The following is a 24,014-nucleotide window of genomic DNA, read 5'->3' as shown; positions in this document are numbered from 1 at the left end:
GCACCGCGATTGTCGCTCACTGTGCCTCCAGCAGGTCGTTGATTTGTCCGGCGAGGCCCTGTTTGAACCAGTCCGCGGAGGCGGCGCCGCGGAACACGTGGTCGTAGCCCTGTTCGATGACCGCTTCGACGCGTGGCCAGGCGGGCGTGACCGGCAGGTTGTTGGCGTGATCGCCACCGGAGAACACCTCGAGGTTGTGCACCTTCGCATGTGCGTGCGCGAATCCGTCCGAGGCGAGCGCCGAGGACAACGCGGGAACGAACAGTCCCGATTTCGCGATCACCGCCTGACCGACCGGTCCGGTGGCGAACTTGACGAATTCCCAGGCCTGTTCCTTGCGGGGGCTGTCGGCCGCGATGGACAGGCCGGTGGTGCCGATATCGGACCGGGCGGCGGTGCCGCGCGGACCGACCGGTAGCACCGTGACATCGAAGTCGAGGTCCTCCCGGCTGGTGAAGGTGCTGTACATCCAGTGCCCGGACAGTGCCATCGCGGCCTTGCCCTGGGCGAACATGTCCGCCGACGAGAGTGACTGCTGGAATTCGATTTTCGGCATCACCCGGTGCCGGGTGGACAGGTCGGTGTAGAACTGGACGCCCTCGATGAAGGCATCGTTGTCGATATTGGTGCGGGTCGGGTCGATGGACGGCGTGAACCACTCGACGCCGTTGTTCATGCCGAAGCAACTGGCGGAGTAGTACGTGGACCAGGGATCCACGAATCCCCACTGGGTGACATCGCCGGAGCTGTCCCGCATGGTCAATGCGCGTGCGGTATCGAGGAATTCGTCGAAACTCCAGGCGTCCTCCCACCGGGCGGGCGGTGGCGGCAGTTTGGCGTCGGCGAACAGCTTCTTGTTGTAGTAGAGGAAGATTCCGGCCCACTGCTCGGGCAGCGCGTACTGCGCGTTCCGGTAACGGAACGTGTTGTACAGGGCGGTCGAACTGTCCTTCTTCAGCTCGGCCGCGTACGCGGGCTCCTTCTCCAGGATCGTGTCGAGGTTCGCGAAGATGCCGCGTTCGGCGAGGAAGGAATACGACAGATCCCACGACATCAACACGTCCGGGCATTTGCCGCCCGCGCAGTAGGTCAGGATCTGGGTCTGCGGGTCGGGGCCGGACATCTGCGTCCGGATCTTGATGTCCGGGTGCAGCTTACGGAACTCGTCGATGATCTTCAGCCGGACCTTCGCCTCATCCGGTTTGGCCTGGAAGAAGAAGGTCAGCGCATCGTCGTCGGCACCGCAGCCGGTGACCGAGGACGCGGCCGCCGTCGCCGCGACCGCCGCCGCACCCCGCAGGAGCGTGCGCCGGTCGAACCTCCGAGACGATGGCAACGGCGCTCCCGTTCGACTACGACAAGCGGACTTCTGCAGACGAACGTAATACCGCGGTGGCGGATTCGTCCGGGAAACGCACATCGCGACGACACCGGCGAACGCGGCCGGGCGAGATCGCTGTCCTGCGACCTCCCGGCGTGCTCGACCCGATGTGCGGCGCTCAGACCGCCACGAACGCGTCGCCCGCTCGCTTGCGGACCTCCGCACAGCGGAGGTCGAGTTCTTCGGCACTGTCGGCGGTGACGAAGACCAGTCCCAGCGCGACCGAATCCATCATCGATCGGGTCGCCGGATGGATGTCGCCGACTCCGGCCGCGATGCGGGCCTCCACGACGCCGGGCAGTGGCAGCAGGTCGGCTTCGGCACCGCCCCGGTACCGCGACGGGCGATCGATACTGAGCAGGACGAGGGCGCCGTGCCGGGTCAGCGAATACCCGGCGGGACGGTGATCGGCCGGGGGGCGAAGTCCGAACTGTTCGGCGATGAACGCACATTCGCGGTGGATCTGCGAATCGCCGGTGAGCAGATGGGTCTGTTGCGGGTGGCCGATGCCGTGCGCCCGGGCACCGAAATCGATCAGCCGGGGACCGAGTGGCCCGGACATGATTTCCATGTGCGCGGGGCCGACGCGCACCCCGAGGGCATCGAGCACCCGGTGCACGTATGCGGTCAGTTCCGCCACCACCGGTTCGCTGTGCCCGAGCCAGCGGCCGCGCTCGTAGACGAAATCGCCGCTGCCCGAAACCCATTTGTCGTAGACGCTCACACACAACAGGTCGTGCCGGCCGTGCGCGGAGAAGGTGTCGACGGCGTATTCGACGCGAGGAGCGGGATACATGTCCTGGATCAGGGCGGCGGGGCTACCACCGAACAATCCGGCGTTGCCGGTGATGGCGGCGACCGCCTCGGTCAATTCGCTCGTGGTCTCGACCAGCCGGACATCCACCGAGGCCGCGCCGCGGGCGGGCTTCACCACCAGCTTGCCGCCGGCCCGCAACTGCCTGATCGCCTCGGCGGGAACGGTTTCGGGGTCGGTGACGGCGCGCGTGGTCAGGCTCGGCACGCCGGCCGCCGCCAGTGCTTCGAACATGTACTGCTTGTCCCACCTCCGCATCGGCAGGACCGCGTCGTTGGCGCAAACATTCGCGAGCTCGCCACGCACGTATTCGGCCAATTCCACCCCCGGCTCGGATCCGGCGATCACGTAGCCCACCGAGCGCTGTGCGCACATGGCCACCAGCCGGTCACGTGAACCACCGAGATCCGCCTCGAAGTTCACGGCCCCGGGGGTGCCCGAGTTGCGGAAACCCGACACCCGGGCAGAGTCGGTGTCCAGCAGGATCGTTTCGATTCCGTAATCGGCGAGCAGTGCGGGATACAACTTGCCCGAGCTCACCGGATCCACGATCAGGGCCGCCCTATCCGATTCGAACCGCACGTCTTTTCCTCTCGTTACCTGCGATGAAGGCGACCGCAGCGGCGATCGACGAAATCCCCACGACCACAAACCAATACAGCGTCGGGCTGTGCAGTACTCCGAAAGCGCCGACACCCGGCCCGATCGCGAAACCGATCGACTGGGCCGCCGACAGATATCCCTGATATCTCGCGTTGTCCGCCGGGGCGGCCAGCGTCGCGATCGATGCGCTCGCCTGGGGGAGGAAAATCGCCTCCCCGAGGGAGAACACCACGAATCCGGTGACGCACACCGCCCAGCCCGATGCCAGTCCGCTCACGGCGAGCCCGGTTCCGGCCAGGGCTATCCCGAGTCCGAGGGCGATATTCCACCGCAGCCGTGCGGTCAGGTAACTCAGTGGCAATTCGAATGCGATCACGAAAATCGAATTCAGCACGATCAGAGCGCCGTACAACTGCCCGTCGGCAGATATTCGCTGCACCGACAACGGGATGGCGCTGGTGCTCTGGCAATACACGGCCATCGCGGTGCCGAACACGACGACGATCGCCCACAACCGCATCGGATGGCGCCCTGGACTTTCGCGCGGCGGGGACCCGTCGGCCGGGACACCGCGCGCCGCATGTGATGCCGCGGTGAGCAGCCGGGCGCGCTCGCTCACCAAGAGCAGCGCGGTCGCCAGGGAACCGAGTGCGGACAACGCGAACAGCAGCGCGAAGTCGTCCTGGCCGACGACGGCGACGGCCATGGGTGCGACCGTGACGCCGCTGCTGAGAAAGATCCGGTGGAACGCGACCACGGTGACCGTGTTGCCGGTGTAACTCGAACCGGTGACCAGTGTCGCAGCCGGTCCGGAGAACGACTGTGTGACAGCGATACTCGCCGAGGCGACCGCCACTGCCGCGATCGGCCGATCGGTGAGCGTGGCGAGCAGCGACAGTAGGGGGACATTGAGTACGGAGCCCGCGATGAGCACATCGGCCGGACCGAATCGCGAGGCCGACCAGCCACCCGCGACCGATCCGAGCACTCCGGCGGCACCGCCCGCGAGCAGCGCGAGCGACAGCGCCGAGGCGCTCAATCCCATCGACGCGTAGAACACCGTCGAGAACAGTGCGAGAAATCCGACGGAACGATTGAGAAACGTAGTGACAGAAACAATCCAGACTTCCGGCGGGAAGGCGACGAGTTTGCGTCTGTCCGCTATCGCGACGGCCGGCATTCGCACCGCCCACCGGTCGTGACCGTCGATGCCCTCGACAGGGCAAAAACAGTGTTGCGCACCCGATCCTCCTTGCGATCCGACGCCGGCACGCCGCCGAATTCACGGCACAGCGGACGCTACTTGCCGCCCTTTCGCGCCATGTGTCCTCACGCGCAATGCTCTTGTCCGTACGCGCAAAGTTCCGTGTCGGTGCCGCCGCAGGTGTTGCGGCCGTGATGAATTCACAGGACACGAGGCGCCGCGAAGGCATCCGCGCCGGGCGCGCTCCCAGGCGCCGAGGCCGACGCATCGCACTCGGCAGCCGTGCCGCATCCCGGCATCGTCACCGAAACCATCGAGAAGGCGCCCGCGTGACGCGATGAAATCCCCTGTGGGTGTATTCGGCGGCAGCTGGTCAGGTGCGATTTCGCACCGCGCGAATATCTCCGCGTTTCGACATCGGATCACCGGCGGAGTGGAATTGTTCTCCCGTCGTTCACTATTGGCGATCGCTTTTCGAATCGACCGGTGCATTCGCCCCCGATCGTGGAAATGGGATGAATGAGCGGTGCCAATTGTGTCGACAGGCGGCGAACCCGCGCCGGCACGTCCGGCGCGTGCGGTCCATCATCGCCGAGTGCCCGACGATCGCGTTATGGCGTGTTTCGGCCAGCGGTGCCGGTATCCTTCCCGCTCCGCCGGAATTGCCGCAAACACGTCCGGTTTTTCGGCCGGCCGGATCTGCTCCCGCACCGCGGGGGTGCGGACCGGCGCCTCGGGCGTCTCCGCCGCGGCAGCCGGTATTCCCATCCCTGGGATCTCCAGTGCCACAGCGTCGTTGACAGCAGTCGGGGCGATGAAGTAATTTCTGGGCTATTCCAGCTGACAGAGAATTCCAGCTGAAGAAAACGGTTAATCCCGGAGTGCAGATCTGCTGTTGCCGTGATTCGCTGATTGTTTCGCGGATTGCAGTCGACAGTTGTATCCGAAATAGCCCTCAACCCTCTTTGTTCATCCGACCTGTCCATCCGCAGACCTGATCCGGCATCGGAATCCAGCACACGGTACAGGCGGTGATGCGAGCAGGAAAGCAACCGCCGAAGCCGACCTCAGCACGGCGGAGCTGTCATGAGCTCCAGCCCGAAATCGCTGGGACCGCCCGAACACAGGAGCAGGAGTAGATGTCCCGACCGCAGACGTCGATCGTCGACAGTCCGTATCAGCAGTCCATCGCCGAATACTGGAATGCCGAGAAGAACCCGGTCAATTTGCGCCTCGGTGAGGTGGATGGTCTCTACCACCACCACTACGGGATCGGTGCGGTGGACTGGTCGGTCCTCGATGCGCCACCGGAGGTTCGTGACCAGCGAATCATCGAGGAACTGCATCGGCTGGAGACCGCTCAAGCCGACGTCCTCCTGGACAATCTCGGTCTCGTCGCCGCCGAGGATCGCCTCCTGGACTCGGGATGCGGACGCGGCGGCAGCAGCGTGATGGCACACCAGCGTTTCGACTGCCAGGTGGATGGAGTGTCCATCTCCCAGAAGCAAGTCGACTTCGCCAACGGGCGGGCCGACGAACTGGGCATCGCCGGCAATGTGCGGTATCACCTGCGGAACATGCTGGAGACCGGCTTCGATACCGGTGCGTTCCAAGGCATTTGGAACAACGAGAGCACCATGTATGTGGACCTGTCGGTGCTGTTCGAGGAGTACCGGCGCCTGTTGCGCCGCGGCGGCAGGTACGTGTGCATCACCGGGTGCTACAACGACACCTACGGTCTGCCCTCGCGGGCGGTGAGCACGATCAACGCCCACTACATCTGTGACATCCACCCGCGCAGCACGTACTTCAGGGAACTGGCGGCGAACAGGATGGTGCCGGTCAGCGTCATCGATCTCACCGCGGCGACGATTCCGTATTGGGAGTTGCGCGCGAAGTCGGCACTGGCCACCGGTATCGAGCAGGCGTTCCTGGACGCCTACCGGGATGGCAGTTTCCAGTATCTGCTGATCGCGGCCGACCGCATCTGACCACCGGCGACAGATAACCCGATTCGGTATACACAGACAGGATTCGCCATGACAACATTCACACGATCTCGCCTCTTCATCGGCGGGACGTGGGTCGAGCCGTCGTCGCCGCGACAGTTGAACGGCATCAATTCGACGACCGAAGAGGTCCTCGGCACGATTCCCGAGGCCACCGCGGCCGATGGTGACCGCGCGGTGGCCGCGGCCCGGGAGGCGTTCGACCAATCGGACTGGGCGACAGCGGATCCGGCCGAGCGAGCCAAGGTGATGCGAAGCTTTGCCGACGCCATCGATCGACGTCAAGAAGAGATCGCACGCCTGGTGACCCAGCAGGTCGGGATGCCCCTCGAACTGAGTCGTCTGTTCGAGACGTCCTTTCCGCCCACCCTTTTGCGGTACTACGCGGAGCTGGCGGCGTCGACGAGTTTCGAGGAGCGCCGTCCGTCTCCGATGGGCTTCGACTCGCTGGTGTGCCGGGCGCCGGTGGGTGTCGTCGCCGCGATCACGCCGTGGAACTTCCCGGTCATCGCCTCGATGATGAAGATCGCCCCGGCGCTGGCCGCCGGTTGCACCATGGTTGTCAAGCCTTCCCCGGACGCCGCGCTGGATTCCTTCCTGCTGGCCGAGGCCGCCGAGGAGGCCGGGCTGCCGGCGGGTGTCCTCAACTGGGTACCGGGCGGGTCGGAGTTGGGCGCCCACCTCGTGAGCCATCCCGACGTCGACAAGGTCGCGTTCACCGGATCGTCGGCCATCGGCCGGATCGTCGGTGAAGCGTGTGGCCGGCTGTTGCGGCCGGTGTCGCTCGAGCTCGGCGGGAAGTCGGCAGGTCTGGTCCTCGACGACGCCGACCTCGACGACGTCCTGCGTGATCTGCCGCTGATGTCGATGGCCAACGGCGGACAGGCATGCGCCGCGATCACCCGAATCCTGGCCCCGCGCAGTCGTTATGACGAGGTGGTCGATGCCATCGCGGGGTGGGCGACCTCGCGAGTCATCGGCGACCCGCTCGATGCCGGCACCCAGATCGGCCCGGTCGCGACGGCCAGGCATCGGGACCGGATCGAAGGTCATATCGCCAAGGGCAAGGCCGAAGGTGCCCGGGTCGTCGCCGGTGGCGGCCGACCGGCGTCGCGGCCACGCGGGTGGTTCGTCGAGCCGACCGTGTTCGCCGATGTCGACGAGAACGCCACCATCGCCCAGGAAGAAATCTTCGGGCCCGTCGTGGCGATCCTGCCCTACGACGGGGATGACGAGGCGGTCCGCATCGCGAACAACTCCGAGTACGGCCTCGGCGGTGCCGTGTGGTCCGCCGACTCCGAGCGCAGGCTGGCTGTCGCCCGGCGGATGCGCACCGGGACCGTGAGCCTCAACGGCACACTCATCGATCTGAATGCTCCGTTCGGTGGGTGGAAGGCCAGCGGTCTCGGACGTGAATTGGGTCCCGAGGGCATGGACAACTACTTGCAGTCCAAGTCCATCTTCCTGCCCTGATACCGCGGGGCGCGGGCCGGCGCCCGCGCCCCGGAGGGCAGCCTCCGTCATCCCTCTCATACCTGGAGGACCAACCTGTGGACACCTCACTGTCGCCGACCTCCGGCCGAGGTGAGCAATCAGGCTCGATCGCGAGTCCGCCGCAACCGGATGATTTCGTGCCGGTGGCCTATCGCCGGGCAGGCGACGTGCCGTTCGATCCCGCGCCGGAGTTGCTGCGGCTGAGAAGTGCGGACACCATCACCCAGCAGCGCGCTCCCAATGGCGACCCGGTGTGGGTGGTGGTCCGGCCCGCGGATGTCCGTCAGGTGTTGAGTGACCCGCGTTTCAGCACGGCGCGCACCCCGCGCACCGTCACCCGTCCCAGGGCGACAGGACAAGCGTCGATCGCGAGTCCGACCCGGCAGCCGGGGGCGATCGCGGGACTCGATCCGCCCGAGCACACCAAGTTTCGCCGCATGGTCAACGCCGCCTTCTCACCTCGTCGCACGGCACTGATGCAGGCCAGGGTCGCCGCGATCGTGGAGCAGCGGCTGGATGCGATCGAACGAATGGCCTCCCCGGTGGACCTCGTCTCGGCCTACGCGCAGCCGATCGCCTCACAGACGGTCTGTGAACTGGTCGGACTCGGCGAGCAGGATCAGGAACTGTTCGAGGAACTGGCCAACCAGGCTTTCGATCGAACGCTGAGCCGGGAGAAGATGGCGGGCATCTTCACCACGATGTGGGAACGCCTCGCGGATCTTGTCGCACAACAACGGAAGTCGCCCGATGACACGCTGCTGGGCGCTCTCGTCCGCGATCACAGCGACGAGGTGACCGATGCGGAATTGATCGGCCTGATCAACGCGGTACTGATCGCCGGCCACGACACGACGGCGAGCATGCTCGGCCTGAGCACGCTGCTGCTGCTTCGGCATCCGCACGACCTGGTCAAGATCAGGGACGATCCGAGCAGTGTGCCCGGTGTCGTCGAAGAGATGCTCCGATACCTGTCCGTGGTGCAAACCGGGCTGGTTCGAACTGCCACCGAAGATGTTGTCCTCGGCGGCGTGGAGATCAAATCCGGGGACTATGTGATGACGTCCCTGGTCGTCGCCAACCGCGACCACGGCGTGGGCGCAGACCCCGATCGGTTCGACACCACCCGAGAGCCTGTGAACCACTTGGCATTCGGTCACGGGACCCACTTCTGCCTGGGGGCCGTACTGGCCCGGCATCAGCTGGGCATCGCGCTGCCCGCCCTCTTCCGGCGCTTCCGGCACCTCGAGCTCGCGGTCCCCTTCGAAAGCCTGGAATTCCGCACGTTCTCCACGGTGTATGCCGTGCAGGCATTGCCGGTGACGACAACGATCCCCGATGGAGAAGAATGACCGAGGCGCTACGAACCGAAAAGTGGTTCTACCCGGATGAGTTGCACGTCGATCTCGAGCCCTACGGGGTTCGACGCGAGAAGATCGCGGAGATCATCACGCAGTCCTGGGAGTTGAACCGGTGCATCATTCCGGAGTTCTCCAACTGGGATCGCTATATGGCGCTGACGCGCCTCGGGGTCATCGCCTACGTGGCCGACTACACGGGGCACGCCATCGATGTCGTCGACGGCGGCCCCTGGATCGGGTACGACATCGACGCGGAATTCGACATCCTGTTCGGCGGCTCGACGATCCGCGACGAGATGGCGCGCGAATTCCGCTCGGCCGTGCTGGTGATGACCGAAAAGTCCAGTGAGCGACGCTCTTCGGCGCTGTATCGGCGCTACGCCGACGCGCTCGCGCATTCCGCCGCCGACTATTTCCGGCTGCGTGACTGCGACGGGATGATCCGGTTCTACCTGAACGCGGCCATCGCCTGCAATGACAGCGACCGCTGGTTGACCGAAGCCGAGAACACCATCATGGCGGAGATCGCGGTCACCCTCTTCGATGCGATCTCCTTCTACAAGCACCGTGCGGAGGGGGAGATATGCAACTTGTTCGCCTACGCCGATCCCGAACTCCGTGCCACGGCCTACAAGGCATGTCGCGAAACTCTGTGGGCCCTCGATCCGGAGTGGTCGCGGACGGCCGACCGGCGATGCATCCTCAATTACTGCCGATATCTCGGTGGCCCGGTGCACATGTTGATGCGCAGGTACCGCTACGTCGAGGAGGGGATGACCCTCGGAATGCCGGAATCGGAGTCCGTCGTCGACGACGCCCGGCGCAACGTGAAGCTCTGGTACCGCAATGATCCGGTGCCGGTGACGGCTGTCGACCAGCGCTATGCGGCGGTCCTCGCCCGGCCGCAGCTGCTCTTCGACGGGCTTGCCGACATGCTCGATCGGCCGTCGGAAGAAAAATGCCGGACATGCGAGCGCAGAGAGTCCTACGGCATCGGCGATGTCGGCAAATTCTCCGGAGTCGGTCTGTGCGGGCAGTGCGGTGAGAACTGGCGGGCCTACCTGGAGGCCTTCCCCGATCGCGTGCGCGAGATCCTCCCGCTGGCAACGCCCAAACTCGTGTGAGAAATGGCCCCATGACCGATCTCGATTCCACACAACCGGCGGATGCCGGCGGTCCCGGCGCCCGCACGCCGCTCGGTGCATTCGGCGGATCCGCGGAAGCTCGAATCTGGCCGCTCGGACTGTATGCCCCCGCACCGGTGCGCGACGACGAACGACTCGGTGCGGAAGTCGATGAACGCCTGGTCGAGTGGTGCCGGGAAGTCGGAATCTACACCGAGAACCTGGACTACCTCCGCTCGTGTCGGTTCGGCAGGCTCGTCATGCTCACCTGTCCGTTCACCGATGATCCGGACCGGTTGCTGCTCATCGCGCGCTGGATGGTGGCGTTGTTCGCCACCGACGACTATGTGGCCGACGATGAGCGATTCGGCGCGGTCAACGAGCTCGTGGCCGAACGCCTGACCTTCGCCATGTCGGTGATGGACCCGCCGCACCACGTGGGCGAGTACGCGGGCGAGATCGAGGCGCATCTGCACGACCACCCGGTCTTCGGCGCGCTGTCCTCGAGTCTCGGGCACATCGCCCGATATGCGACGCCCTCCCAGCTGGCAAGGATCCGGCACGAGACCCTTGCGCTGTTCTTCACCTGGACCGCCGAGGCGATGTGGCGAATTTCCGGACGGACGCCGGCACTGTGGGAATTCCTGGCGGAACGACAGCACAACAGCTTCCTGGCGGCGATGTCGGCCATCGATGTCGTGTACGGATACGAGCTGCCGGCCAACGTCTATTCCCATCCTGAGGTCCGGCGGGCTGTTCGGCTCGCGGCCGACGCGGCCACTCTCGTCAACGACATCTACTCCGTGCCCAAGGAATCCGAAACCGCGATCGGAGACTTCAACCTTCCGACGATCATCGCCCACGAGCGGGGCTGCTCGCTGCCGGAGGCGATCGAACGCAGCGTCGCCCACGACAACACCATCGTCCGCGCATTCGAAACCGCCTGCCGGGAACTGGAACCCGGTGCCTCACCCGAACTGAAACGTTTCCTGAACGAATTGTGGGCATGGATGGGCGGCAACCGGGAATGGCACAGCAGCAGTGCCCGATACCGCGTTGCGACGGACCCGGAGCAGGCCTGACCCGGCAGCGGTGATTCCCGGCCCCGGCCGGCTGCCCCGTCGGAGCAGCCGGCCGGTCGCGGTCAGCTCCGCGTTCCCAGCTGTGCGGCCAGTGCGGTGGCGGTGCCGGGGAACCGCTCGAGCAGGGCGGTGAGCTCGGGGTTCGCGGACGGCCCGGCCGTCTGCCAGTCGCCCTCGATGCCCAGCAGGGCCGCCAGTGCGTCGCAGGTGGCGGGGTGTGCGGCCACCAGCCCGTCGACCGGTCCGCTCGGCGCTGCCACCACCGGGCTCGTGGCCGTGGCGGATTCGCGCGACCAGGGTGCGACGAAGGCGTCCACGGCCGGCAGGGCGCCGGGGAAGGTGCGGCCCGCCTCGCGGACCAGACCCGGGATCAGCTCACCTGCCTGGTCCTTCAGGGTGGTGATGAGTTTCGGCAGCCACGGCAGCAGTACCGCATCCGGCAGGGTGCCGAATGCCTTCGACAACAACTCCACCACAAAGGGTTTCAGTGCCGGTGCCGGGTCGATGGCTTGCACGAAACCGCTCACGTACTGCGGCACGGTCGGCAGCACCAGTGGATTGACGAGCATCCCGTCACAGCGCTCGCGCAGCTCGGACATGGTGAGCAGACCGAGCTGGAACCGCGCCGCCCACAACAGGGCCACCTTGGCCGGTGCTTCCGGATGTGATTGCAGCACAGCCAATTCCAGCTGGGTGTGATCACAGCCCAGCGACAATGCCAGATTCTCCATGCCGAACAGGAAGCCCAGCATGGCCGCCACCTGCGGCGGTTCGGTCTCCTCGGCGGCGAACGCGGTCGGCAGCAGGGTGCAGTAGTGCGCGTAACCGGCCGTCACGAACCGCTCGCACCAGGTCGGCAGGCCGGCCTCGGTGGAGCGGAAATAGTTGAGCAGCACCCGGATACGCCGCAACACGACGGGAGCGTCGTCCACGGTGCGTTCGGTGGCGAGGAGTTCGACCGCGCGCGTGCCCAGCTCATCGGCCAGCCGGACCGAACCCAGATGGACCAGCGCGTCCTCGACCGCGGCCAGTGCCACGGCGGCGGTCGCATCCGCTGCGGCGACCGCGGTGCGCAGGCGCTGCTCGAGCACCTGCTCCACCGACACCCCCTCGTAGCCCAGCTCCACCAGCGAGCGTTGATGCCTGCCGAGTGCGATGTCCCAGCTCTCCTGGATCGAGGTCTCCCCCAATCCACGTGAGCCCATGATCGGCCGCAGCGCATCGTGTGGCAGCAGTCTGCGCAGCAGCCACAGCAGATCCGAACACGGGCGGAGGTCCGGATCCGCCTTCAGGTCCAGCAGTGCGCGTTGCAGTGTCCGTCCGGACAGATCCAGCCCCAATGGTTCCAGCCGGTCCAGCACATCGCGGGCCAGCGGCGGCAATGCCTCGTATCCGACCTGGCCGATCCGGTCGCCACCCAGCAGGATCTCGCACAGTCGCCGCACATCACGCCGTCCCGGCACCCGATCCTTCTCGATACAGGTGACGGCCGCGTCCTGGAAGTCGTAGGGCGTCGGGCGGGCGCGGTTGCGCAACCCCGCCAGCAGGATCGAGGTCTCGAAGATGGCGATGGCGTCGGCGGTGCTCGCCAGGTAACCGTTGCGGCGGGCGAGCCGGACGATATCCACCGACCACTCGAGCAGTTCGGCCTCGTCGAGCGGGTCCAATACCGGCGGCCGCGACAGGAATCCCGAAAGCCGGTCGTTCACCTCGCCTTCCGGCCGCGCCGGTGGCAGCGGCTTCTTCGCGCGCTTCTTCGTCCCCCGCTGGCCCGCCAGCTGGAACGACTGCAGTGTGCCGCGCCGCACGCCCTTCGCCCAGGTCGCCGCGGCGATCGACACCGCGCCGCCGACCAGCCCGAACTGTGCCTCGATCGCGGAGTGGCTGGAGGGAATCAGCCCGTAGTGCCAGGTGGTGGCCGAACGCGGTGAGATCTCGAAGGCGACGTCGGAATCCACTCCGAACTCGTCGACCGGGCTGGCCGCATGAGCCGCACCGCACACGTACAGTGCCTTCGCCGGATCGATGTCGCCCTGGGCCAGATGTTCCCGCATGCGGGTCCACATGTACCGTTCCCGGTCCTCGTCCTCGACGGTGCTGCCGCGCCGCAGCCGCCGGAACAGGCTGCCGATCATCACCATGACCTGGCGGTAGGTGTCGTAGTCCGCATCCGCGAGAGGCTGTTCCACATACTGGTCCCACCACTCCGACCAGTGCCGGACCTTGCCGTGGTGCAGTAGATGTTGTTCCAGTTCGGCGAAACGCGGTCGCAGATCACCGATTTCGAGGCCGACCGCGCCGCCGTGCAGGCCGTCGTCCTCGGACTGCTCGGCGTCCTCGGGTGTCGGCGCCGCCTTCGTCTCGGGCGCCCACTGGAAGACGTGGTCGGTGGACCGATCCACCAGCACCAGTTCGACACCCGGCGTATCCAGCGCGTAGGCGATGGCCTGATACTCCGCCGACGATTCGGTGATCGGCGCGACCACCGACAGCGGCGCCCATTTCGCGGGAAATCCCTCGATCCGAGTGGCGAAGGCCTGCAACGCAACCGGCAAGCGGCAGTTGCGCAGCTCGTCGAGCAGCGGCCGCATGTCCTCGCACAGTTCCAGATAGATGACGCTCGGCTGTTTTTCGCGCAGCCGGCGCACCATGGCCAGACCGGAGGCGGGGGAGTGATGGCAGACCGGGAAGATCTCCAGCCGTTCCGACAGTGCCCGGTCGACATCGTCGACGATGCCCGCCAGGATGTCACCCGCCGCCCCGGGCGCGCCCGCGAACGCGACGGCTGCCGCTGCGAGCTGATCCCGAAGCGCGGCAAAGGTATTGGATCCGGTGCCACGGGGCCGGGCCGGGGCTGCGCTCACCCGTTCGCTCACGAGAGCCTCGCAATCGCCGCGCGGCCACCCTCCAGGAACTCACCCCAGGCGGCCTCGCCCTTGTTGTCCTTGGTACGTGGCTCGACCACACCGTGCAGGTACTTGTTCAGGATGGCGAGGTCTTCGGGGGTGCGCCGGGCCAGGGACCCGACCAGTGATCCGGCCAGGGTCTCGGCGCGCAGCTGTTTGGCGCCGAAGAACTGGCTGTGCAGGATGGCGTCCTCGAGGACGCCGATCTGCTCGGCGGTGGACAGTGCCGACTCGAGCTTGTCGTCGTCGCTGGTGGCGGCGGCAGCGGCGGCCCGCAGATCGGCGAAGCTCTCGAGCAGGATGTCCAGCAGCGTGGGCGGCAGCTCCAGTTCGATCGAATGGCGGCGCAGCAGTTCCGCGGTGCGGAAGCGCACGATCTCCGCCTCGCTCTTCTTGTTGGACACGACCGGGATGCGTACGAAGTTGAAGCGTCGCTTCAGCGCCGACGACAGATCGTTCACCCCGCGATCGCGACTGTTGGCGGTGGCGATGATGGAGAAGCCCGGCTGCGCGAACACCACATTGTCGTCGTCGAGTTCGGGAATCGAGACGTACTTCTCCGACAGGATGGAGATCAGCGCGTCCTGCACATCGCTGGTGGAACGGGTGAGCTCCTCGAAACGCCCGATCACGCCCTGCTCCATGGCGGTCATGATCGGCGACGGGATCATCGACTCCCGCGACTGGCCCTTGGCGATGACCATGGAGATGTTCCACGAATATTTGATGTGGTCCTCGGTGGTGCCGGCGGTGCCCTGCACCACCAGGGTGGAATTGCGGCTGATGGCCGCCGACAGCAGCTCGGCCAGCCAGCTCTTGCCGGTACCCGGATCTCCGATCAGCAGCAGGCCCCGGTCCGAGGCCAGCGTGACGATGCTGCGCTCGACGAAACTGCGGTCACCGAACCACTTCTGCTCCACCTGGCGGTCCAGTCCGTCGGCGCGTTCGGAGCCGAGGATGAACAGCCGCACCATCTTCGGGCTCAGCCGCCACGCGAACGGTTTCGGGCCGTCGTCGATCGACTCCAGCCAATCCAGCTCCTCGGCGTACTTGACCTCGGCGGGGGCGCGCAAAACGTCGTTCATGATGGCTGGTCTCCTAGTCGAGAAAGTTCTTGAGCTCATGGATGAGCTTCTGGATGCGTCCGGAAATCACGGGGGTGCCGAGGTTCTTGAACCGTTCCCGGAACCACGGATTGACGCTCTGATGGCCGGAGCTGTTCACCGAGCCGACCGGGATGAGTTTCACCCCGGACCGGTGCACGGCCTCCATCGCCTCGAACAGCGGCTGTGAACGGTCGAACTCGTAGAAGTCCGAAATCCACACCAGCACCGTGTTCTTCGGATCGGTGATCTTGGGCTGGGCCATGGCCATGGCGACCGGCCCGTCGTTACCGCCACCGAGATTGGTGCGAAGCAGCACCTCGAACGGATCGTGCACCCACGGGGTGAGATCCAGGGCGCGGGTGTCGTAGGCGATCAGATGCACGTCCACCTTGGGCAGGCCCGCGAAGATCGACGCCAGAATGGTGCAGTTGACCATGGAATCGACCATGGAACCGGACTGGTCCACCACCACGATCATGCGGGCGGGGACGGTGCGCCTGGCGGTCTGCCGGTAGTAGAGCCGGTCGACGTAGAGGCGCTCGTCTTCGGGATTCCAGTTCGGCAGGTTCTTCCAGATCGTGCGGTCCACATCGAGGTTGCGCAGGATGCGCTTGGGTGCGACCGTGCGATCGATGGTGCCGGCGCTGGTCTGCTGTACCTGGGTACGCAGAACCTCGGCGACCTCGTCGATGTAGCGGCGGATCAGGCGTCTGGCATTCGCCAGGGCCACACCGGACAGATTGCGCTTGTCGCGCAGCAATTGCTCGATCAGCGACATACTGGGTGTGAGCTGGGCGGCCAGGTGCGGATCGGCCAGCACCTCGCGCAACCGCATGCGCGAGACCAGGTCACCTTCCAGGCCGGTGAGTACGCCCTGCATCGCGCCGGCCTTCGCACCCAGACAGCGCCGCAGCCAGCTTGCATCGGACTGCCAGCCGGCCAGCTGAGTGGCGCTGACCTCGCCGGAGCCGGTCGCGAAGATATTGAGCAGGAGTTTGGAAACCAGTGCCGCGGTGCGGACATCGGCCGCGCCGATGGGCTCGGTTCCCGCGCTCGCCGGCGCGGTGTTCTCGACCTCGGAGTCACCGTGCTCGGAGAAGTCGAGGCTGTCGAACTCCGTCCGCATCTCCGGATACCGTTGCACCACGGTGTCGATGGAGACGCCCGGATCGAGGACGGCCAGCGGCAGTCCCAGATCGTCGACGATGCCCGCACTCGCCTGTTCCAGCGTGGGGTGCTGATCCCCGGAGAAGACACCTGCCAGCAGACGCCAGTACAGGATCTGGCGCCGAGTCTCGTGATTGGTCATTTCCGCAGCAACCGTCCCGCGCGCTCCCGCAACACCGCCACGGCGTCGCCCGACTTCGCTTGTGCCTTGGCCACTTTCGGATCGGTGGGACCCAGTGCCCAGTCGCCGTTGTGGAAGGCGGTGACCGCGCTCCTGACCTTGCGTCGTACGGCCAGCGGCCGCACCGACCAGCCGTCCGCATCCCAGCGCAGCAATCCGATCATCGCGACCGAACCCGACACCCCGGCGGCGGTGAGCGGACCCGCGGACGGCAGCGCGTCCAGCTCTACTCGAAGCTGCTGGTCGCCCAGGGTGAGCACGCCGTCGCGGAGCCGGTACCCCTCGAACAGAACCGGCTCGGCGATGTGTACCGGATCGCGATCCAGTGGTGCCGCGGCCGGGGCGTGTGCCTGCGGCAGTTGCACCGTGGCGGTGACGAAGGGATCGGCGGCCTCCCCGGCCTGTGCCCGGTTGTCGTCCCACAGCAGGTCACCCGCCGGTGTCAGCGGCATGTCGGTGAGTTCGAGCGCGCGATGCCCGGCCAGCGCGGTGAGCAACTGCGAATGCGCTGCGAGCAACTGCCATACCGCCGGCCCGACGATGGTGTCGACCTTGGCCGCGGCCACCGAGACCCGCACCCGGCGGGCCGGTGCGCCCGCGCTCTCCAGAACGCCGTACACCTGTGCCTGGACCACGGTGCCGTGTTCGTGCACGTCCACCCCCAGTGGTAGCAGACGCCCCGAAACAGGTTCGCTCACAGTGGAGTCCGCGCCGCGCCAGGACAGCAGCAGGGCTCGTGTCCACAGATCGGCCCAGCGGCGCGCGGGTATCCGGTCCATCGTCGCGACCGGGGCGCAGGCGCCCAGCTCGGCGGTGAAGCCGTCCAGCAGCATCGCCAGCCGCCGCACGGCGGGCTCGGCCAGCAGGGTTTCCACGGTCCGATCCGCGGCCGCCACCAGGTCGTGGTCGACGCCGCGCCAGCCGGAGATGGCGAGTTCGCCGAGCCAGGCCCGGGGGCCCGCCGCGAGCGGACTCACGGCAGTGGTGTTCGGTGCCGCGGTCCACTCGGATCGCGTGCGGTCCACCGCCGTATCGGCTCGCTCGACCAGGGCATCGTGCACCGCGCCCAGCAGCGCGGCCCGGGCAGCGGCCAGTGCCGAGAGTTCGTCCGGGCCGATCGCTCCGGTGTTCACCTTCGAGACCGCGGCGGCCACCGCCTCGGCCAGGGGCGACCCCGAGACGGCCGCGGCCAGTGCCGCCAGCGCCGCGCTCTGCGGTTCGCAGACCCGGGCGAAACCGTCGACCAGTGCGGTGTCGAAGTCACGTACCGTGGCCAGTGCCGCCGTGACGCCTTCGGGTATCTCCATCAGCGCGGTCAGTTGTACTGCCTGCATCAGCCGCCCACCCCCGCCGGGAACCACTGCAACTCCGGAATCGGTGTCGTGCTGCCCGGTAGCTCCAGGTAGGTGAGATGCCGCAGGAACCGGCTGAACACCGCTGCGGCCGGAGCCGGGTCACGAGTTCCGTTGAGGCAGTTCACCAGCCGGTCTCCGTCGGCCACCTCCACTCGCAGGAACCGCGCCACCCGGTCCTGTCCGTACTGGAGTACCGCCGCATCGATGAGCGCGTCGAGATGTTTGCAGGCCCAGCCCTGATTCAGCCCGCCGCACGGCCGGTTGTTGTTGGTGCTGCAGCTCAGCCCGTGCGTGCCCGCGGTCACCGACGCCACGTACACACGTGAGATGTCGGAGCCACTGGACACCACACCCTGCAGGCGTCCGTCGGCCAGCTCCACGAACGGCACCTTGTTCAGTTTGCGTGGTGCGACGCCGGGCACGACCCGTACGACAGCGGTGCTTTCCCAAGCCGGTTCCTCCGGCGTGGCACTCGGATTCGAGGCCATCGTTCTCCCTCCCGGTCGATCACGATGCGCACAAGGTATGTGACGGCACCGACAAGTCCTCCTCGTGCTCCGGCACGGCCGGTGGAGATCGGTCGAGGAAGTGGACCCGGCACCGGCCGGCGCGATCGGCGACCTGGCCGAAATCAGTCGATATCTGGCAGTTTCGCGCATTCCGGCCGGGTGTCGGGCCGGATACCGTCGAGCCGTCCGGTTCCGGAGGAGGGTGCGGCGGTGTTGTCCATTGGAGTGTTGCGAGCAGGTGTGTGGTGACGAAGGTCTTGCTCGCCGCGCATGTACTCGCGGTGATCGTTGCGATCGGCCCGGTCGCGGTGGCGGCCAGTATGTTTCCGCCCGCGATCCGCCGCGCGGCCGACAGCGACGATGCAGCGGATCGTTCCGTTGCCGTTGTCCTGCACCGGATCTGCCGGGTCTACGCGTGGATCGCGGTTGCCGTCCCGGTGCTGGGTGTGGGCACCGCGAGCAGTATGGGTGTGCTGGGCAGTCCGTGGCTGATCGCCTCGATGGTCCTGACGATCGCCGCCGCCGCAGTGCTGGGTCTTCTGGTGCTGCCCGCGCAGAGTGGGTTTCTGACCGCCGCGCAAGCGCCGCCCGGCGAGGCGCTGGCCGTGGCCGCTCGGGTGAGTGGCCGACTGGCGATGCACACGGGGATCTTCAATCTGCTGTGGGCGATCGTCACGGTGCTGATGATCGTCCGTCCGGGATCTTCCACCGGAGCCTGACGGCCGGACTCACCTGGTCTTGGGAAGTTTCGGCACCAGGGCGGCCGCGGCGGTGCGCGCCTTGTCGCACAGCTGCGGATACAAGCTCTTGTCCTGGCTCTGCACAGTGACTTTCGCGGTCTCGGCGAAGTCGGAGAGGTCGGTGAGCTGGATGTAGGTGTAGGTGCACAGGCCATCGGTGAGGTGTTCCTCGTAGAACGGGATCGGGCCGACGGCGACGAAACGGGTCAGGCCGGTGCTCTTGACCTTGGATTCCCGTTCGACGGAGAACTGGGCGGTGAGGGCGACCGTTCCGCTCCATTCGCATTGGTGCACACCGGCATCCGGCACACCGGCGCCGGTCCGGCCGATGATCGGCTCGAGTGTGGCGAGGTCGAGCACCGAACAGGGATCGACGGCGACGAGGGAGCCGGGCGGGGACGGGTGGCGCGGTGGATTGGCACCGAGCCGCTGCACGATCGGCGTGAAGAACTCGGTGACGACGGTGCAGGGATCCGCGCCGGAGACTCCGGAAACAGCCAGCCCCACAACCAGTTCCCGATTCTCGGTGGGTACGGCGACACCACACTCGCCGGGTTTCCTGCCGAGCAGGTCCGTCTTCTTGTGCCCGACTCGCAGGCCGTTGATGTGGTCGCTCGCATCGGGGGTATCGAATGTGTAGCCGCGGATGTCGTCATCCAGTCGAAGATCGATGACCAGCGTGCCGTATGTGCCACCCTGCGTGCGCAATTGGCATTCGGACCACATCGGATAGCCCGCACCCTTGCCGGTGGGTGTCCCGGCACCGGGCGGCACTTCGTTCACGAGCCCGCACGGATCGACCGATCGCAACAGCGCCATCGGGATCTGCCGGCCCTCGGGTGCGGTGGTGCGCGAAGCCGAGAAGGAGTCGTCGGAGCCCGAGAATCGCGTCGCCACAAAGATTCCCGAGGCGATGACGAGGATAAGAGCGACTACGACCGGAGTCGCCAGCACCGCCAGTGGCGGCCGGCGCCGTTGCGGAGGGGGTGGGGGTTGCGCAGCGGGAGGGGAGGGCCAGGTCATGGTGTCACTTCCGGGGGAGTCTCGGAATAATCTCCGCGAGAACGGATTTGGCACGCACGCACGCCGTGGCGTGGTCGACGCCGGCGGCCTCGGTGACCTGGACCGCCACGACCTCCGCTGACTCGTTCGGCTCCGGTCCATGCATGTAGCGCACCTGGCAGGCGTGTTCGTTCTTCTGGATCGTGGCGGGCGGCCCGGTATCCTCATTCGCCGGAATCTCGTACCCGGTCGCACCGGCGATGTCGAACGGCACGAAATTCTGGTATGCGTCGCGCACGTCCGGCCGGCGACCGGAACCGAGCGAGACCAGCAGGGAGGTTTGCGCACCTCGCACCCGGCAGTCGTGCACGCCGTGGGGAGGGTTGTGCCCGGCGGGCTCACCGACCACGCCGCGCACCGTGTCCGGGGTGACCAATGCGCAGGGATCGACGGTCCGCAGGGAATCCGGTGTCATCTCGGCGGGCCGGGCCGCGCCGACGAGTCGATCGACGATGAGCGGGACCGCCTTGTCCACGATGGCGCAGGCAGTGTCGGAGTTGTCGGCGCGCAGGGTCATCACACCGATCTCGAGTCCGTCCCCGCCGGCCGTGTCGACGCGCCGGGTGCAGAAACCGGAGGACTTCCGGTCCAGCCGCGATACCGGAAAGCCGTGCGATTTCTCGCCTGTCACGACCCAGCCGTCGTCGTCGCTGCTGGACCAACCGGCGTACACGTGCAGGCTGGGTGACTCGACGTCGAACGATTCGGGAAAGACGCTGCAGGAATCCCAACTCGAACTCTCGGCCACATGGCTGTTCGCGCCGACGGCCGCGACCACCCGTGCGTCCAGCAGTGAACAGGTATCGAGGATCCGCAATTTCTCGATACCGAACCCGGCCGCCGTCGCCGAGGAATCGTGGCGCAGTCCCACGGTGAACAGCACACCCGCGATCACGACCAGAACGAGTGACATCGCCAGCGAGGCAACGAGTGGACCCTTGCGCCACGGTGTCCGGCTCGTCGGCGCGGCGGCCGGTACGGCAGCGGTGAAGGGCTGGACGCCCACGGGCGGTTCGGCGGCGACGTAGGGCAGCTGTCCGGTCGCGAACGGGCCCGAAGGTGGGGGACCGGGCGCGGCGGCGGGCGGCGCCGGTGCGGTATTCGGCCACGGCGGTGCGGTATTCGCATGGTGCGCGCGCCGCGCCTCGTCCACGAGCGCGGGCAGCAGGGTGCCGATCCCGTCCAGTGTCGTTCCCAGGACGTCCGCCTGCACCGCATCGAGCAATTCGCCACGTTCCATGGCGGCTGATGCCCGAGCGGCGGCGCAGGAGTCGTCGGCGAGCAGTCCGAGCACGACCGCGCCGACGGGGAGTGGCCACAGGGTGAACCGCCCTGCCACGCGGCCGGCGATATCGAGCGCGATCGCACAGGAATCGGTGACCGGGACGTTCTCCCATCCGCCGGAAACGCCGGGATCCGGATCTGCGACATCCGCCGCCGCGAGAGCGTCGAAATCACCCGCCTGCAGCCGGATTCGCGACCAGTCGCCCGCGACGTCGGCCTGTATCAGGGCCACCAGCAGCGCACGCGTGTCGACCGGACCGGGCGCCACCCGGTTCGCCGCGTGCCGCAGGGCCGCTGAAACGGCCGGGTGCAGCGGTACGCCGGCAAGCACGGTGATCATCGATCGCCCCCTCGTCTCGTCGGTCTCCCCGGGCGGCTCGACCTCGATCACGAGACTGCGGGGGCAGACAGCGAATCTCGACGATATCGCGGTTTCGCCTGGGCGTCAGTTCGTTACGGCCACCGGGTGGGAAGGGTCATGATGGTCGGCTCTACCGGACCTGACCAGCCACAGGGCAATTCGCAGGTGGCGATCACCGCGTCGGTGACGACCCCGTCGGTGTAGGAGATGGTCCGCAGAACCGCCTGGGCGGGATATCCGCACGCCGGGCACTTGCCGAAGTAGTTCAGTATTTCCCGGGACCGTACGGCGGAGATGCCGCCCAGGCGGTGGGTCTCGTCCGGTCGTGGGTGATCGATGTGCACGCTGATCCTCCGTCCACCCGGCCCCGAGTGACTCGTTCTCGTGTCGATTCGGCGGACTCGGGTGCGATCGTGAACGACAATCGATCCGAGCGCGCAGCGCCGGGAATCCGTTGCCCGGCCCGGAGATCCCCCTGCGGTACCGCCGGGCCCGGCGGTGGTGAGTGACCTCGTCGTGGGAGTGTCGCTCGCATCGGCCGCCGATGTGGTCGCCGATACCCGTCATCGTAATCCCTGTTCGGCGCAATAGTCGATGAATTCGGCATAACTTGCTCGACATGGACCTCTGACCTCATCTTGTGGTTTTTCACTATGAGCACCGATGATTGCGGACCTTCCGGTCTGGGTGACCCTCTTCACAAAGTGTGAATTATGAGTAACATACGCTCGTGCGGGTTCACGGTGATCGCTGAAAGGCCGTGGGCAACAGGCAAGGGTGCCTGCGTCCGTCGCGTGCGAGATGTGCGTGCGACGGGGCGGCCGATGGGTGAAAGGACTTGCGTCGCAATGTTGAAGCGGCTGGATCGGCTACTGAGCTACGAGATGAAGGTGTCCGAGTTCCTGGGGACGCTGATCATCATCGCCGTGCCGTACGGGATCGTCGGGGTGATCTGGACGCTGACGCACACCTCGCACCTGAAGAACCTGCACGGCATCGACGTGATCATGTCGTTCCTGGGAGCGATCGTGTGCTGGCCCGTGCTCACCTTCTCGAACGTCTGCATGACCTAGTCATGATGGCGCTCGTATGGCTCATCGACATCGTGGTGATCGGAGTCAAGATCCTCGGTGGGCAGATGAAGATCAATCCCGTTCTCCGATACGGGCTGTGGGTCGCGGTGCTGAGTGCGCTCGGCGCCGGTATCGCCGTGGTGGGGCTGTTGCTGGTGCTGTTGCAGCACCATCTGGAGAACCTCTCCTGATGTTCCCGCGAACCGGTCGAACCGAAACAACATCGTGTGCCGCACCGCTGATGGGTGGCACCGCGCACGCCGGCGGCCGAGTGGTCCGGCGGTGGGTCAGAAAGGAACAACCGCTGTGACGTCGACCCGAGCTTCCGAGGGGCCGCAACCGCCGGTACCGCCCTGGCGCGTGACCGACGAGGGCGAGCTGCAGCGACTCGTCGATGCCGCGAGTGGTCTGTGGCGGCGACATCCGCAGCGGTCGCTGGAAACCCTGGGCCGGCAGGTGGATCTCGGTCGCGAGGCGATCATCCAGCTCTTCGTCTCCATGGTGAGCCGGCGTTTCCCGTATCGGGAATTCATCAAGCAGTGCGCCTTCATGGCCAATGTCTCCGCCGCCCCAACGGTTTTCGTCGCCATACCGATCGCCGTGGTGGTGTCGATCCAGGTGGGCGCGCTCGTGAATCAGGTCGGCGCGACGACGTTCATCGGCTCGGTGGCGGCGCTGGGCATCATCCGCCAGGGCGCACCGCTGGTCTCCGCGCTGATGATCGCGGGTGCGGTGGGCTCGGCCATCTGCGCCGATCTCGGATCGCGCACCATCCGGGAGGAGATCGACGCCATGATGGTGATGGGCGTCGATCCGGTCCGCCGGCTGGTCGCACCGCGTCTGGCCGCCGCCGTCCTGGTGAGTGTATTGCTCTGCGGTTTCATCGTTTTCGTCGGATTCGCCACCGCGTACATGTTCAATGTGTACGCGCAGTCGGGCACGCCCGGTTCGTTCATCGGTTCGTTCGCCTCCTTCGCCGTGGCCAACGATCTGCTGATCGCGCTGGCCAAAGCGGCGATCTTCGGGGCCCTGACCGCGATCATCGCCTGCGATGTCGGCCTGCACACCAGCGGCGGCCCGGCCGGAGTGGCCAATTCGGTGAACTCCGCGGTGGTCAGCTCGGCGCTGATGCTGTTCGCCACCAACATCATTCTGACCCAGCTGTCGAATACGCTGCTGCCGGCGAAGGTCGTGTGAG

General features: G+C 66.5%; 20 protein-coding genes. 9 read left to right on the top strand and 11 right to left on the bottom strand.

The annotated features are described in order from the left end of the window. Positions 1 to 16: 16 nt before the first annotated feature. From AB0L57_RS16095 to AB0L57_RS16085, 3 genes are all read right to left on the bottom strand, one after another. A complete protein-coding gene (locus AB0L57_RS16095; RefSeq protein WP_364962036.1) occupies positions 17 to 1,336 on the bottom strand; it encodes a sugar ABC transporter substrate-binding protein in 1,320 nt (439 codons plus the stop codon). A gap of 163 nt (positions 1,337 to 1,499) precedes the next feature. Further along, a complete protein-coding gene (locus AB0L57_RS16090; RefSeq protein WP_364962033.1) occupies positions 1,500 to 2,777 on the bottom strand; it encodes a hypothetical protein in 1,278 nt (425 codons plus the stop codon). Beyond that, positions 2,758 to 3,858 (bottom strand): MFS transporter, encoded by a 1,101-nt coding sequence (locus AB0L57_RS16085; protein WP_364962030.1) that lies wholly within the window; start codon positions 3,856 to 3,858, stop codon positions 2,758 to 2,760. Before AB0L57_RS16085 ends, AB0L57_RS16090 begins: the two co-directional genes overlap by 20 nt. 1,283 nt (positions 3,859 to 5,141) lie before the next feature. On the opposite strand from AB0L57_RS16085, the gene AB0L57_RS16080 reads away from it, so the two are divergent. The 5 genes from AB0L57_RS16080 (at position 5,142) to AB0L57_RS16060 (ending at position 11,072) form a co-directional block, all read left to right on the top strand. Further along, positions 5,142 to 5,993, top strand: a complete 852-nt coding sequence (locus tag AB0L57_RS16080) for a geranyl diphosphate 2-C-methyltransferase (RefSeq protein WP_364962027.1) — start codon at positions 5,142 to 5,144, stop codon at positions 5,991 to 5,993. 48 nt (positions 5,994 to 6,041) lie between these two features. Beyond that, a complete protein-coding gene (locus AB0L57_RS16075) occupies positions 6,042 to 7,484 on the top strand; it encodes an aldehyde dehydrogenase (protein WP_364962025.1) in 1,443 nt (480 codons plus the stop codon). Between the two features lie 77 nt (positions 7,485 to 7,561). After that, positions 7,562 to 8,857, top strand: coding sequence for a cytochrome P450 (locus AB0L57_RS16070; protein WP_364962022.1), 1,296 nt, complete (start codon positions 7,562 to 7,564; stop codon positions 8,855 to 8,857). Then, positions 8,854 to 9,990 carry a hypothetical protein gene (locus AB0L57_RS16065; protein ID WP_364962020.1) on the top strand — a complete coding sequence of 379 codons (1,137 nt, stop codon included), beginning with the start codon at positions 8,854 to 8,856 and terminating at the stop codon, positions 9,988 to 9,990. The genes AB0L57_RS16070 and AB0L57_RS16065 overlap by 4 nt, the downstream gene beginning before the upstream one ends. Before the next feature lie 11 nt (positions 9,991 to 10,001). Further along, positions 10,002 to 11,072, top strand: coding sequence for a terpene synthase (locus tag AB0L57_RS16060; RefSeq protein ID WP_364962017.1), 1,071 nt, complete (start codon positions 10,002 to 10,004; stop codon positions 11,070 to 11,072). Between the two features lie 62 nt (positions 11,073 to 11,134). On the opposite strand, the gene AB0L57_RS16055 is transcribed toward AB0L57_RS16060, so the two are convergent. Genes AB0L57_RS16055 through AB0L57_RS16035 form a run of 5 tightly spaced genes read right to left on the bottom strand, consistent with a single transcriptional unit; the run spans position 11,135 to position 18,275 of the window. Next, positions 11,135 to 13,936 (bottom strand): DUF5682 family protein, encoded by a 2,802-nt coding sequence (locus AB0L57_RS16055; protein ID WP_364962015.1) that lies wholly within the window; start codon positions 13,934 to 13,936, stop codon positions 11,135 to 11,137. Positions 13,937 to 13,944: 8 nt separating this feature from the next. Next, positions 13,945 to 15,063: an AAA family ATPase gene (locus AB0L57_RS16050; protein ID WP_364962013.1), complete on the bottom strand. Its 1,119-nt coding sequence runs from the start codon at positions 15,061 to 15,063 to the stop codon at positions 13,945 to 13,947. Positions 15,064 to 15,076: 13 nt separating this feature from the next. Further along, positions 15,077 to 16,393, bottom strand: coding sequence for a VWA domain-containing protein (locus tag AB0L57_RS16045; RefSeq protein WP_364962009.1), 1,317 nt, complete (start codon positions 16,391 to 16,393; stop codon positions 15,077 to 15,079). Next, positions 16,390 to 17,766, bottom strand: coding sequence for a hypothetical protein (locus AB0L57_RS16040; protein ID WP_364962006.1), 1,377 nt, complete (start codon positions 17,764 to 17,766; stop codon positions 16,390 to 16,392). The genes AB0L57_RS16045 and AB0L57_RS16040 overlap by 4 nt, the downstream gene beginning before the upstream one ends. After that, positions 17,766 to 18,275, bottom strand: a complete 510-nt coding sequence (locus AB0L57_RS16035; RefSeq protein ID WP_364962004.1) for a hypothetical protein — start codon at positions 18,273 to 18,275, stop codon at positions 17,766 to 17,768. The genes AB0L57_RS16040 and AB0L57_RS16035 overlap by 1 nt, the downstream gene beginning before the upstream one ends. A 266-nt stretch (positions 18,276 to 18,541) precedes the next feature. On the opposite strand from AB0L57_RS16035, the gene AB0L57_RS16030 reads away from it, so the two are divergent. Then, positions 18,542 to 19,015 (top strand): hypothetical protein, encoded by a 474-nt coding sequence (locus tag AB0L57_RS16030; protein WP_364962001.1) that lies wholly within the window; start codon positions 18,542 to 18,544, stop codon positions 19,013 to 19,015. Positions 19,016 to 19,024: 9 nt separating this feature from the next. Here AB0L57_RS16030 and AB0L57_RS16025 read toward each other — a convergent pair whose 3' ends face one another. From AB0L57_RS16025 to AB0L57_RS16015, 3 genes are all read right to left on the bottom strand, one after another. Beyond that, a complete protein-coding gene (locus AB0L57_RS16025; protein WP_364961998.1) occupies positions 19,025 to 19,990 on the bottom strand; it encodes a hypothetical protein in 966 nt (321 codons plus the stop codon). 73 nt (positions 19,991 to 20,063) lie between these two features. Further along, positions 20,064 to 21,722 carry a hypothetical protein gene (locus AB0L57_RS16020; protein ID WP_364961996.1) on the bottom strand — a complete coding sequence of 553 codons (1,659 nt, stop codon included), beginning with the start codon at positions 21,720 to 21,722 and terminating at the stop codon, positions 20,064 to 20,066. A gap of 113 nt (positions 21,723 to 21,835) precedes the next feature. After that, positions 21,836 to 22,087, bottom strand: a complete 252-nt coding sequence (locus AB0L57_RS16015) for a hypothetical protein (RefSeq protein ID WP_364961994.1) — start codon at positions 22,085 to 22,087, stop codon at positions 21,836 to 21,838. A gap of 504 nt (positions 22,088 to 22,591) precedes the next feature. Between AB0L57_RS16015 and AB0L57_RS16010 the strand changes: the two genes are divergently transcribed. The 3 genes from AB0L57_RS16010 (at position 22,592) to AB0L57_RS16000 (ending at position 24,013) form a co-directional block, all read left to right on the top strand. Further along, on the top strand, positions 22,592 to 22,816 hold the full coding sequence (locus tag AB0L57_RS16010) for a hypothetical protein (RefSeq protein ID WP_025348182.1): 225 nt from the start codon (positions 22,592 to 22,594) through the stop codon (positions 22,814 to 22,816). Positions 22,817 to 22,818: 2 nt separating this feature from the next. Continuing rightward, positions 22,819 to 23,007, top strand: coding sequence for a hypothetical protein (locus tag AB0L57_RS16005; RefSeq protein ID WP_364961991.1), 189 nt, complete (start codon positions 22,819 to 22,821; stop codon positions 23,005 to 23,007). 169 nt (positions 23,008 to 23,176) lie between these two features. Beyond that, positions 23,177 to 24,013, top strand: a complete 837-nt coding sequence (locus AB0L57_RS16000) for an ABC transporter permease (protein WP_364962435.1) — start codon at positions 23,177 to 23,179, stop codon at positions 24,011 to 24,013. The last annotated feature ends 1 nt before the right edge of the window (position 24,014 follow it).

The sequence above is a fragment of the Nocardia sp. NPDC052254 genome (genome assembly GCF_040679495.1).
Taxonomy (GTDB): Bacteria; Actinomycetota; Actinomycetes; order Mycobacteriales; family Mycobacteriaceae; genus Nocardia.
This window is presented reverse-complemented; position numbering and strand designations above follow the sequence as displayed.

What these genes read in the sequence shown, in the direction of transcription:
- AB0L57_RS16035 (WP_364962004.1), bottom strand. Translation starts at nt 18,275, where the DNA reads ATGGCCTCGAATCCGAGTGCCACGCCGGAGGAACCGGCTTGGGAAAGC.
- AB0L57_RS16045 (WP_364962009.1), bottom strand. Translation starts at nt 16,393, where the DNA reads ATGACCAATCACGAGACTCGGCGCCAGATCCTGTACTGGCGTCTGCTG.
- AB0L57_RS16065 (WP_364962020.1), top strand. Translation starts at nt 8,854, where the DNA reads ATGACCGAGGCGCTACGAACCGAAAAGTGGTTCTACCCGGATGAGTTG.
- AB0L57_RS16010 (WP_025348182.1), top strand. Translation starts at nt 22,592, where the DNA reads ATGTTGAAGCGGCTGGATCGGCTACTGAGCTACGAGATGAAGGTGTCC.
- AB0L57_RS16060 (WP_364962017.1), top strand. Translation starts at nt 10,002, where the DNA reads ATGACCGATCTCGATTCCACACAACCGGCGGATGCCGGCGGTCCCGGC.
- AB0L57_RS16050 (WP_364962013.1), bottom strand. Translation starts at nt 15,063, where the DNA reads ATGAACGACGTTTTGCGCGCCCCCGCCGAGGTCAAGTACGCCGAGGAG.
- AB0L57_RS16005 (WP_364961991.1), top strand. Translation starts at nt 22,819, where the DNA reads ATGATGGCGCTCGTATGGCTCATCGACATCGTGGTGATCGGAGTCAAG.
- AB0L57_RS16020 (WP_364961996.1), bottom strand. Translation starts at nt 21,722, where the DNA reads ATGATCACCGTGCTTGCCGGCGTACCGCTGCACCCGGCCGTTTCAGCG.
- AB0L57_RS16040 (WP_364962006.1), bottom strand. Translation starts at nt 17,766, where the DNA reads ATGCAGGCAGTACAACTGACCGCGCTGATGGAGATACCCGAAGGCGTC.
- AB0L57_RS16080 (WP_364962027.1), top strand. Translation starts at nt 5,142, where the DNA reads ATGTCCCGACCGCAGACGTCGATCGTCGACAGTCCGTATCAGCAGTCC.
- AB0L57_RS16075 (WP_364962025.1), top strand. Translation starts at nt 6,042, where the DNA reads ATGACAACATTCACACGATCTCGCCTCTTCATCGGCGGGACGTGGGTC.